This window comes from Catenulispora pinisilvae, assembly GCF_015356865.1.
Classification (GTDB): domain Bacteria; phylum Actinomycetota; class Actinomycetes; order Streptomycetales; family Catenulisporaceae; genus Catenulispora; species Catenulispora pinisilvae.
Genome location: NZ_JAAFZA010000314.1, coordinates 1 through 10,491, shown reverse-complemented (window position 1 = coordinate 10,491; position 10,491 = coordinate 1). Strand labels below are relative to the sequence as shown.

Here is a 10,491-nt window from a genome sequence, read left to right as displayed (position 1 = left end):
CCTCCGCCGCCTCCGCGATCCCGAACCGCGCATGCACCCCGCGCAGCGCCCGCGGGGCCCACCAGGCCCGCTCGCCAAGCAGCGCCAGCACCGCCGGGACCAGCAGCATGCGGACCAGGGTGGCGTCGATCAGTACCGCCAGGGTCAGGCCGAAGCCGAACTCCAGGATCGGCGCGGCACCGCCGGTCATGAAGCAGGCGAAGACGATCATCAGCAGGGCCGCCGCGCAGGTCACCACCCGGCCGGTGTGCCGCAGGCCGGTGACCACCGCGGCCCGGGCGTCCTGGCCGGCCAGGCGGGCTTCGCGGATGCGGCCGAGGATGAAGATCTCGTAGTCCATCGACAGGCCGAAGGCGACCGCGATCATCAGCGGCGGCACCGTCACGTCCAGCGCGCCCAGGCCGCCCTTCGTCCCGGCACCGAAGACGCCCGCGAAGTGCCCCTGCTGGAAGACCCACACCATCGCGCCCAGCGCCGCGCCGATGCTCAGCAGGTTGGTCAGCACCGCCTTGAGTGGGATCAGCACCGAGCCGGTGAACAGGAACAGCAGCACGAACACCGACAGCAGCACCACTGCGATGGCGTAGGGGAGCCGGGCGACCAGCATCCGCCGATAGTCCACCAGGTGCGCGCTGTCGCCGGTGACGTAAGCCCCCTGATGCTCGCCCCGGATGGTCCGCACCAGCCCGGTCGCCACCTTCCCGTCGACCGTCCCGCTCGGCGTCAGGTGCACCACCGCGCTCCCGTCCGGGTACGTCTTCTGCGTCGCGTCGACCACCCCCGGCAGCGACCGCAGGTGCGCCAGGTAGTCCGGCCGGGCGGCGCCGTCCTCGACCAGGACGTCCACCGGGGTCGTCGTGCTCTGCCCCGGGAAGTGCGCCACGCTCAGGTCGTACGCCTGCCGCGACTCCGATCCGGCCGGAAGCTCGCGCGCGTCGCCCGGGGACAGCGTCATCGCCGTGACCGGCGTCGCCACGGTCACCAGGCCCGCCACGATCGCCAGCAGCACCGGCAGCGGCCGCCGCACCACCCCGGCCGCGACCCTCCCGAACCACCGCCCCTCGGCGCGCCGCACGCTCGCCGGCTTGATCCGGTGCCCGAACTTCGCCAGCAGCGCCGGCAGCAGCGTCACGGCCGCCAGCATGTCGACCGCCACCACCGCCGTCGCCGCCAGTCCCATGCTCCGCAGGAACGGCGCCGGGTACACCACGAGCCCGACCAGGCTGACCGCGACCGTGAGGCCGGAGAAGAAGACCGTCCGTCCGGCCGCGGCGACCGTCCGCCGCACGCACGAAGCGATATCCGCCGTCCCGCCGCGCTCCTGCTTGAACCGCGTCACCATCAGCAGCGCGTAGTCCACGCCCAGCCCCAACCCGAGCATCGTCGTGATCTGCACCGAGTACACCGACAGATCGGTGGTGAAGCTGAACCCGTACAACACCAAGAACGTCGAGGCGATCCCGCAGAGCGCCAACACCAGCGGCAACGACGCCGCCAGCAATCCGCCGAACACGACCACCAGCAACACCAGCACCACCGGCAGCGAGATCATCTCGGCCTTGCCGGCATCGGACCGCGCGGTGTCGTTCAGCGCGTTGCCGGTCAGCGGTCCGCCGCCGACTCGCACCTCGAAGTCCGGATCGGCGATGGCGTGCAGTCGCGCCTGAGCCGCTTTCAGAGCGACGTCCTCATCCGGCGAGGAGATCCCGCTGACGAACGTCACCGGGATCGCGACAGCCTCGCCGTCCCCGGTCGCGCCCGGCGTTTGATATGGATCCGGCACCTGCGCGACCCCGGGGATCCGGCGCAGGTCCGTCACGGCGGCCGTGACGCGGTCCCGCAGGCCCGGGTCGGCGGCGATCGCCCGGCCGGGAGTCGTCGAGGCCACCACCGCGTCGATGGTGTCCGATCCGGGGTCCAGTTTGGTGATCCGGTCGGCGGTCACCTGGGACTGGCTACCCGGCACGTTCGCGCCGAGCCCCCCGAGCTTGCCGAACACGGTCCCGCCCAGGCCGATGCCGACCGCCAGGACCACGGCCCACACCGCGATCACGGTGCGGGGCCGGCGGATGGCGAGTTCTGCGGCGCGTCTCAACATGCCACCACTGTCCGGCGGACCGCAGGGTCCTGTGATCCCGCGCGGGAGGGGACCGGGCGCCTAGGTAGATCGGGGGAGTCATCCCTCCGAAGAGGGAGTCACCAGCCCGCTCTCGTAGGCGAAGATCACGGCGTGCACCCGGTCGCGCAGGCCCAGCTTCATCAGGATGTTGCTGACGTGGGTCTTCACCGTGTGCTCGGTGACGAACAGCCGGGCCGCGATCTCGGCGTTCGAGGCGCCGCGGGCGATCAGCTGGAGCGTCTCGTGCTCGCGCGGGGTGAGGGTGCCGAGCCGGGCCGAGGGCGCCGCCGCCGGGTCGCCGGCCTTGGCCGGGCGCCGGGAGGTGACGTCGGCGATCAGCCGCCGGGTCACCGACGGCGCCAGCAGCGAGTCCCCGGCGGCGACCACCCGGACCGCGTGGACCAGGTCGTCGCGGCGCACGTCCTTGAGTAGGAAGCCGGAGGCGCCGGCGTAGAGCGCGTCGTAGACGTACTCGTCGACGTCGAAGGTGGTGAGCATGAGGATCCGGGTGCCGCCCTCGGCGGTCACGGCCCGGGCCGCCTCGATCCCGTCCATCACCGGCATCCGCACGTCGAGCAGCACGACCTCCGGCCGCAGCGAACGCACCAGCGCCACCGCCTGCGCGCCGTCGCCGGCCTCGCCGACCACCTCGATGTCCGGCTGCGCGTCCAGGATCATCGCGAACCCGCTGCGGACCAGTTCCTGGTCGTCGGCCACTACCACCCGAATCGCCACGTCCGCTTTCTACCAGGCGCGGGGGACGGGTGTCTCTTCCCGGCCGCCCAGGACGGCTCACTGCCCCGAAGGGCGGCTCACTGTCCCGAGGGAATGACCGCCGTCAGCGCGAACCCGCCGGTGTCCGGCGGCGACGTCCAGCTCAGCGCGCCGCCCACCGGCGCCAGCCGCTCCCGCAGCCCGGACAGCCCGTGCCCGCCGTCGATCGAGGCCTGGGCCAACCCCCGGCCGTTGTCCGCCACGGTGATCTCCAGCGTGCTCGGCGACCAGGTCAGCCGGACCTCGGCGCGCGAGGCCCGGGCGTGTTTCAGGGTGTTGGTGAGGGCTTCCTGCACCACCCGGTAGGCGGCGGTCTCGGCCCCGGGCGAGAGCGCCGAGGTGCCGCCGGTCTGCTCGACGCGCACCTGGAGCCCGGTGCGCTGGACCTGGTGCACCAGCTCGTCGAGGTCGGCCAGGGTGGGCAGCGGTTCGCGCCCGGCCTCCTCCCGGTCCGACTGCAACGTGCCGACCAGCCCGCGCAGCTGCGCCATCGCGTCCCGGCCGGCGGCCGAGATGGCCTCGAACGCCGCCTCGGCCCGCTCCGGCTTGTCCCGGATCAGCAGCGGCCCGGTCTCGGCCTGCACCACCATCAGCGCCACGGCGTGCCCGACCACGTCGTGCATGTCCCGGGCGATCCGGGCCCGCTCGGTCCGCAGCGACCGGTCGGCGCGCACCGACAGCGAGTCGCGCTCGGACTGCATCAGCACCCCGAGGAACAGCGAGGTCATGCTGAGCGTGAAGGTGATGAAGAAGTCCCCCGGATTGCCCATCTGTTTGTGCAGGTACTCGGCCGTGACGTTGCCGACCATGTAGATCGCGACCATGACCGCGCGGGTCCGGCCGCGCAGCACCGAGCCGATCGTGTACTCCACGACCAGCACCGCGAACGGGAACGGCTGGGCCGGGTGCACGAACGCGGTGACGACCAGCGTCAGCGTGCCGGTGACCACGGCCACCGGCACCACGTGGGTCTCGCGCCACAGCAGCGGGACGATGGTCGCGGTTTCGAGCAGATACCGCGACGGTCCCCAGGTCACGACGCCGGGTATGAGATACGTGCCGCTGTTCAGGAGCAGCACGATCACGGCGACCAGGACGTCGTCGCGCCGGGGCCGCCGCGGCCGGATTGCGCGGATCAGGTGCGCGCCGGTGCTCAGCACACGACAGATCATGCTCCACCGGGAGTAGCGACACCTCCCTCCTCGGGGGGATCCTGTTGCGGGGAAGCTGCGGTACAGTCGAGATATGTCGCGAGTCAGTTGGGGAGTCACGCAGATGACGACGCAGGGTGGGGCCTCGTTCGATCCGGAGATGCGGGCCGGTGATGCCGACCGCGAACGACTCGTGGAGCAGCTGCGCGAGCATCACGCCGCCGGCCGGCTGACGCTCGAGGAGTTCGACGAACGGATGACGAAGGCCTACGAGGCCAAGACCTACGGTGAGCTGGGCACGCTCACCCGGGACCTGCCGGTGGACCTGGCGGATCCGACCCTCGGCCAGGGTGCGCGGCCCACCGCGCCGCCCGGGGGCATGCCGCACCCCGGAGGCATGCAGCACGCCGGTGGTATGCCGTCACGCGGCCCGGGGCAGCGGCCCTTCGAGATGCGGCGTGACGAGTCCGGCCGGATGCAGATCAACATCGACAACCAGGCCATCTCCGACCGCATCAACGAGCACTTCGAGCGGCACAACCAGCGGTGGCAGCGCGGTCTGGAGCGCCGCGACCAGCGCTGGTCGCAGCAGCAGGAGCGCTGGCAGCAGAAGGCGGCCGCGCGGCGCGGGCACCACCACCGCGGGGTCGCCTCGTTCAGCACCTGGCTGTCCCTGGCGGTGCTGCTCACCGGGATCTGGCTGGTCAGCAACCTGGCCGGCGGCGACAACTGGGGCGAATTCTGGCCGGCCTGGCCGCTCGGGATCTTCGGCGTGCTGATGATCGCCCGCAATATCAACCGCCACGACTGACTCGACTGACTGCCGGGCCTGATCGCCGGGCCTGCATGCCGGGCCCGCATGCCGGGCCTGACCGTACTGAGCAGGTGCTGAGCAGCGACTGAGCCGTCGGATCGCGACTGACCGCCGACCGGCCGCGACCGGAACATCTGGTCGCGGCCTCCTGCTGTCCTGTGGTGTCGCCGAGACGAACGGGGCGGGAATTTTCGCCACCCGCTGCCGGTTTCACGTCACGTGCGGGCGGGGTAGAAAGCCCCGGTTTCGCGTTCTGCAAGTGTTCGGCGTACACTGGCGTGTCGGCTCCGTGTGGAGTGGTCCTGGTGTGCCCCCGCGGCTGGGTCAATGAGCACACTATTGCGGACCACCACTTGCTCTTGTCGCCGGATCCGACGCGGCAGTAGACACCCTTCTGAAGGAGATTGAAGGAACTTGGCCAAAAAAGAAGGCGCCATCGAGATCGAGGGCACCATCATCGAGTCCCTGCCCAACGCGATGTTCCGCGTTGAGCTGGCGAACGGCCACAAGGTCCTCGCGCACATCTCCGGCAAGATGCGGATGCACTACATCCGGATCCTTCCGGACGACCGGGTCGTCGTCGAGCTGAGCCCGTACGACCTGACCCGTGGGCGCATCGTCTACCGCTACAAGTGACCCGTACTGGCGCCAACGCTAGTCGGACACGTTCTATCGAGGCTCACCACGCTCAAGGTGGTGGGCTGCCTTTCGGTGTTCACGCGCCGGACGACCGATACCAGTTAAGGAACCATCATGAAGGTCAAGCCCAGCGTCAAGAAGATCTGTGACAAGTGCAAGGTGATCCGTCGCCACGGCCGCGTCATGGTGATCTGCGAGAACCTGCGCCACAAGCAGCGTCAGGGCTGAGCTGAAGTAACCCGCAGCGTCCCGACCCCGCGGGCTCCCGCCATGGAGCCCACGGATGAGACCCCCGGCCCGGAGGCTGGGGACCTGGTCAGGCACCAGGAACGGCGCTGCATCGACACCTCCGGATGAAACAGAAACAGGAGCCTGCCTGATGGCACGTCTCTCTGGTGTGGACATCCCCCGCGAGAAGCGGCTGGAGATCGCCCTCACCTACATCTACGGCATCGGCCGGACCCGCTCGCAGAAGACGTGCGCGGAGACCGGCATCAACCCGAACACGCGTGTGAAGGACCTGACGGAGGACGACCTCGTCAAGCTCCGCCAGTGGATCGACACGAACTACCGCGTCGAGGGCGACCTGCGCCGTGAGGTCCAGGCGGACATCCGCCGCAAGATCGAGATCGGCTGCTACCAGGGCATCCGGCACCGCAAGGGCCTGCCGGTCCACGGTCAGCGCACCCACACCAACGCGCGTACGCGCAAGGGCCCGCGCAAGGCCATCGCCGGCAAGAAGAAGGCCGGCCGGAAGTAGTCCAGCCACGGACCGGAACCTAACTGGTTTGTCGTCAGTGGCCCGGACCGATCACCTCAATCAGGAGAACCCAGCACAATGCCTCCCCAGAGCCGTAAGGCCGGCGCCAAGGCTCCCAAGCTGCGCCGCAAGGAAAAGAAGAACGTCGCCCACGGGCACGCTCACATCAAGAGCACGTTCAACAACACCATCGTCTCGATCACCGACCCGCAGGGGAACGTGATCGCCTGGGCGAGCTCGGGTCAGGTGGGCTTCAAGGGCTCGCGCAAGTCGACCCCGTTCGCCGCTCAGATGACCGCCGAGGCCGCCGCCCGCCGCGCCATGGAGCACGGCATGAAGAAGGTCGACGTGTTCGTCAAGGGTCCCGGCTCCGGCCGTGAGACCGCCATCCGGTCGCTGCAGCAGACCGGCCTGGAGGTCGGATCCATCAACGACGTCACCCCTTCGCCGCACAACGGTTGCCGTCCGCCGAAGCGCCGGCGCGTCTGAGCTAGGAGAGAAGAACAAACATGGCCCGTTACACCGGCCCCGACTGCAAGCGCTGCCGCCGCGAGAAGACCAAGCTCTTCCTCAAGGGCAGCAAGTGCGATGGCCCCAAGTGCCCGATCGAGATCCGTCCGTACCCCCCGGGCGAGCACGGTCGCGGCCGCACCAAGGAGAACGAGTACCTGCTCCAGCTTCGCGAGAAGCAGAAGACCGCCCGCATCTACGGCGTTCTGGAGAAGCAGTTCCACGGTTACTACGTGGAAGCCAACCGCAAGAGCGGCAAGACGGGTGAGAACCTGCTCCGGATCCTGGAGTCCCGTCTGGACAACGTGGTCTACCGGGCCGGCTTCGCCAAGTCCCGCGACCACGCCCGCCAGCTGGTCCGGCACGGCCACATCCTGATCAACGGCCACAAGGGGAACATCCCCTCTCTGCGCGTGTCGCCCAGCGACATCGTCGAGGTGCGCAAGGAGAGCCTGGAGCTCACCCCGTTCGTGGTGGCCCGCGCCGAGGCCGGCGAGCGTGCGGTCCCGGCCTGGATCGAGGTCATCCCGTCGAAGATGCGGATCCTGGTCCACGCCCTCCCGGAGCGCGCTGTCATCGACACGCAGGTCCAGGAGCAGCTGATCGTCGAGCTCTACTCCAAGTAGCGGCTCGTCTTCGGTGGGACACTACTTGTGTGGTGTCCCACCGGTGCACCATCCCGTGGTCGGTATATAGCGGCCGACCCAGGCAACGGAGGTTACAAGCGTGCTTATCGCACAGCGCCCCACCCTCACCGAGGAAATCATCGATGAGTACCGCTCGCGGTTCCTCATCGAGCCGCTGGAGCCGGGCTTCGGCTACACCCTCGGCAACTCGCTGCGCCGGACGCTCCTGTCGTCCATCCCCGGCGCGGCGGTGACGTCCATCCGGATCGACGGAGTGCTCCACGAGTTCACCACGATCCCGGGTGTGAAGGAGGACGTCACCGACCTCATCTTGAACATCAAGCAGCTGGTCGTCTCCTCGGAGATCGACGAGCCGGTGACCATGTACCTGCGCAAGCAGGGCCCGGGCACCGTCACCGCCGCCGACATCGCCCCGCCGGCCGGCGTCGAGGTCCACAACCCCGAGCTGATCATCGCCACGCTCAACGGCAAGGGCAAGCTCGAGATGGAGCTCACCGTCGAGCGCGGCCGCGGCTACGTCAGCGCGGTGCAGAACAAGCAGGCGGGCCAGGAGATCGGCCGCATCCCGATCGACTCGATCTACTCCCCGGTCCTGAAGGTCAAGTACGACGTCGAGGCCACCCGCGTCGAGCAGCGGACCGACTTCGACCGCCTGGTGCTGGACGTGGAGACCAAGCAGTCGATGCGCCCGCGCGACGCCGTGGCCTCGGCCGGTAAGACCCTGGTCGAGCTGTTCGGTCTGGCCCGCGAGCTGAACATCGAGGCCGAGGGCATCGACATGGGCCCGTCCCCGACGGACGCCGCCCTGGCCGCCGACCTGGCGCTGCCGATCGAGGACCTGGAGCTGACCGTCCGGTCCTACAACTGCCTCAAGCGCGAGGGCATCCACACCGTGGGTGAGCTCGTCGCCCGCAGCGAGGCCGACCTGCTGGACATCCGCAACTTCGGCGCGAAGTCCATCGACGAGGTCAAGGTCAAGCTGATGAGCATGGGTCTGGCCCTGAAGGACAGCCCGCCCGGATTCGACCCCTCGCTCGTGGTGGACAACCAGTACGACGAGGAAGAGGACCTGGACTCCGGCTACGCGGAGACCGAGGAGCTGTAAGGCTCCACAGCTGGGCCGCCCGAAACGGGCGGCCCAGCTTGCGGCGTCGGGCGTCGTCCGCCGCCATCAAGATCCCGGGTACCTGACACGGCCCGAGACACCAAGGAGAAGAAGCAATGCCCCAGCCGAAGAAGGGCGCCCGCCTCGGCGGCTCCCCGGCCCACCAGAAGCTGATCCTGGCGAACCTCGCCAAGGCGCTCTTCGAGCACGACAAGATCACCACCACCGAGGCCAAGGCGCGCCTGCTGCGCCCCTACGCCGAGCGGCTGATCACCAAGGCCAAGAAGGGCGACCTGCACAACCGTCGCCAGGTCCTGGCCGTGCTCCGCGACAAGGACATCGTCTTCCGCCTGTTCGACGAGATCGCGCCGAACTACGAGAACCGCCCCGGCGGCTACACCCGCATCATCAAGGCCGGCAACCGCAAGGGTGACAACGCCCCCATGGCCGTGATCGAGCTGGTCGAGGCCCTGACCGTGCAGCAGACCGCGGTCCGCGAGGCCGAGGCCGCCACCCGCCGCGCGACCAAGGAGAAGGCCGAGAAGGCCGCCGCTCCCGCCGCTGAGGTCGTGGAGGAGGCTCCGGCTGTCGAGGCCGAGGCCGAGGCTGCCGAGGCCACCGAGGCTGAGGCTGCTGAGAAGGAGTAAGTCCTTCTGGCTTTGGAAGCCCGCCGCTCTCTTCGGAGGCGGCGGGCTTTCGCTATTTCTCGTAGTGGTAGCGGGCTTGGAAGATCACGATGTCATCGCCCTGGACTACATATACGAGTCGATGCTCCTCGGTGATCCGCCGCGACCACGCGCTGGAAAGACCGTGGCGGAGCTGTTCGGGTTTGCCGATGCCGTCAAAGGGATCTCGAAGGGTCCCCTCGATGAGCTTGTTGATGCGTCTGACCTGGGCCCGGTCGACTTGCTGCCAGTGCTGATAGTCGGCCCAGCCGGTGGCGGTGAAGACCAGTCTCATTCGAACAGTTCGTGCTCTTCGTACTCGCCACGCCGTGCCTGCTCCAGACCTTCCATCAGGCGTCGGGCGTTCTCCGGAGAGCGAAGCAGGTAGGCAGTCTCCTCCATCGCGTCATAGTCGCTTTGCGCCATCAGCACCGCGTTTCCGCGCTTCGACGTGATCACTATCGGGAGGTGATCGTCGTTGACTTTCTCTATCAATGGGAACAACCGCTTGCGAGCCTCGGACGCGGTGATGGACATGATCGGCTCCCTTCGCCGGGGTGGTACCGCTTTATTGTACCGGTCTCGGGCAATTCGCAACCCCGCCGACCCGCCACAATGGGTTGATGAGCACCGAGCCGCCCCCCGGCCACACCCGCATCCGCCTCGACCTCGCCTACGACGGCACTCGCTTCTCCGGGTGGGCGATGCAGCCGGGGCGGCGGACGGTGTGCGGGGAGCTGACCTCGGTGCTGTCGACCGTGCTGCGCCAGCCGGTGACGCTGGTCGTCGCCGGCCGCACCGATGCCGGGGTCCACGCCAGCGGTCAGGTCGCGCAGTTCGACATCCCCGTCGAGCTGTGGGCCGAGCACGAGGCGCGGCTGCTGCGGCGGCTGGCCGCGGTGCTGCCGGCGGACGTGCGCGTCTGGTCGGCGGTGGTGGCGCCGGCCGGGTTCGACGCGCGGTTCGCGGCGATGGGCCGCCGCTACGCCTACCGCGTCACCGACGCCCCCTACGGCCCGCACCCGCTGCGCCGCAACGACGTCACGTGGCACCCGCGCGCCGTGGACCCCGCCCTGATGAACGAGGCGGCGGCCGCGCTTCTCGGCGAACACGACTTCGCCTCGTTCTGCAAGAAGCGCGAGGGCGCGACGACCATCCGCTGCCTCAAGCGCCTGGTGTGGACCCGCGAGGAGCCGACCTCGCTGACGCCCACCGGGCTGTTGGTCGCCGACGTGCGCGCCGACGCCTTCTGTCACTCCATGGTCCGCTCCCTGGTCGGCGCGCTGCTGGCGGTGGGGGAGGGGCGG

Annotated in this window: 14 protein-coding genes; 9 read left to right on the top strand and 5 right to left on the bottom strand. The window is 69.2% G+C overall.

Features of this window, described 5'->3' with window-relative positions; translation table 11 throughout:
- The 3 genes from IZR01_RS44540 to IZR01_RS44530 all read right to left on the bottom strand — a co-directional run.
- Positions 1-2,098: MMPL family transporter (locus tag IZR01_RS44540; protein WP_194927357.1), on the bottom strand; the 2,098-nt coding region annotated here is incomplete at its 3' end.
- Between the two features lie 78 nt (positions 2,099-2,176).
- On the bottom strand, positions 2,177-2,854 hold the full coding sequence (locus IZR01_RS44535; protein WP_194898688.1) for a response regulator: 678 nt from the start codon (positions 2,852-2,854) through the stop codon (positions 2,177-2,179).
- Between the two features lie 77 nt (positions 2,855-2,931).
- A complete protein-coding gene (locus IZR01_RS44530; protein ID WP_194927356.1) occupies positions 2,932-4,053 on the bottom strand; it encodes a sensor histidine kinase in 1,122 nt (373 codons plus the stop codon).
- A 115-nt stretch (positions 4,054-4,168) separates the two neighbouring features.
- Between IZR01_RS44530 and IZR01_RS44525 the strand changes: the two genes are divergently transcribed.
- The 8 genes from IZR01_RS44525 (at position 4,169) to rplQ (ending at position 9,166) form a co-directional block, all read left to right on the top strand.
- The gene (locus tag IZR01_RS44525; protein ID WP_228555881.1) at positions 4,169-4,855 is read left to right on the top strand and encodes a DUF1707 SHOCT-like domain-containing protein; all 687 of its coding nucleotides are present in this window, start codon (positions 4,169-4,171) and stop codon (positions 4,853-4,855) included.
- Between the two features lie 417 nt (positions 4,856-5,272).
- Entirely contained in the window at positions 5,273-5,494 is a 222-nt protein-coding gene (infA, locus tag IZR01_RS44520) for a translation initiation factor IF-1 (RefSeq protein WP_012785186.1), read from the top strand.
- A 117-nt stretch (positions 5,495-5,611) separates the two neighbouring features.
- Complete coding sequence (gene rpmJ / locus IZR01_RS44515) at positions 5,612-5,725, top strand: 50S ribosomal protein L36 (RefSeq protein ID WP_009740505.1); 114 nt, start codon at positions 5,612-5,614, stop codon at positions 5,723-5,725.
- A gap of 151 nt (positions 5,726-5,876) precedes the next feature.
- Positions 5,877-6,257: a 30S ribosomal protein S13 gene (rpsM, locus tag IZR01_RS44510; protein ID WP_194898686.1), complete on the top strand. Its 381-nt coding sequence runs from the start codon at positions 5,877-5,879 to the stop codon at positions 6,255-6,257.
- Between the two features lie 78 nt (positions 6,258-6,335).
- Entirely contained in the window at positions 6,336-6,746 is a 411-nt protein-coding gene (rpsK, locus tag IZR01_RS44505; RefSeq protein WP_012785188.1) for a 30S ribosomal protein S11, read from the top strand.
- 20 nt (positions 6,747-6,766) lie between these two features.
- Positions 6,767-7,393 carry a 30S ribosomal protein S4 gene (gene rpsD / locus IZR01_RS44500; RefSeq protein ID WP_194898685.1) on the top strand — a complete coding sequence of 209 codons (627 nt, stop codon included), beginning with the start codon at positions 6,767-6,769 and terminating at the stop codon, positions 7,391-7,393.
- Positions 7,394-7,493: 100 nt separating this feature from the next.
- Positions 7,494-8,519, top strand: a complete 1,026-nt coding sequence (locus IZR01_RS44495) for a DNA-directed RNA polymerase subunit alpha (protein WP_012785190.1) — start codon at positions 7,494-7,496, stop codon at positions 8,517-8,519.
- Between the two features lie 116 nt (positions 8,520-8,635).
- Positions 8,636-9,166: a 50S ribosomal protein L17 gene (gene rplQ / locus IZR01_RS44490; RefSeq protein ID WP_194927355.1), complete on the top strand. Its 531-nt coding sequence runs from the start codon at positions 8,636-8,638 to the stop codon at positions 9,164-9,166.
- Between the two features lie 52 nt (positions 9,167-9,218).
- Here rplQ and IZR01_RS44485 read toward each other — a convergent pair whose 3' ends face one another.
- Both IZR01_RS44485 and IZR01_RS44480 read right to left on the bottom strand, forming a co-directional pair.
- Positions 9,219-9,479, bottom strand: a complete 261-nt coding sequence (locus tag IZR01_RS44485) for a Txe/YoeB family addiction module toxin (protein ID WP_194927354.1) — start codon at positions 9,477-9,479, stop codon at positions 9,219-9,221.
- Positions 9,476-9,721, bottom strand: a complete 246-nt coding sequence (locus IZR01_RS44480; RefSeq protein ID WP_194927353.1) for a type II toxin-antitoxin system Phd/YefM family antitoxin — start codon at positions 9,719-9,721, stop codon at positions 9,476-9,478. The genes IZR01_RS44485 and IZR01_RS44480 overlap by 4 nt, the downstream gene beginning before the upstream one ends.
- Before the next feature lie 86 nt (positions 9,722-9,807).
- Between IZR01_RS44480 and truA the strand changes: the two genes are divergently transcribed.
- Positions 9,808-10,491, top strand: a 684-nt coding sequence (gene truA, locus IZR01_RS44475; protein WP_194927352.1) for a tRNA pseudouridine(38-40) synthase TruA, incomplete at its 3' end; no start/stop codon positions are given.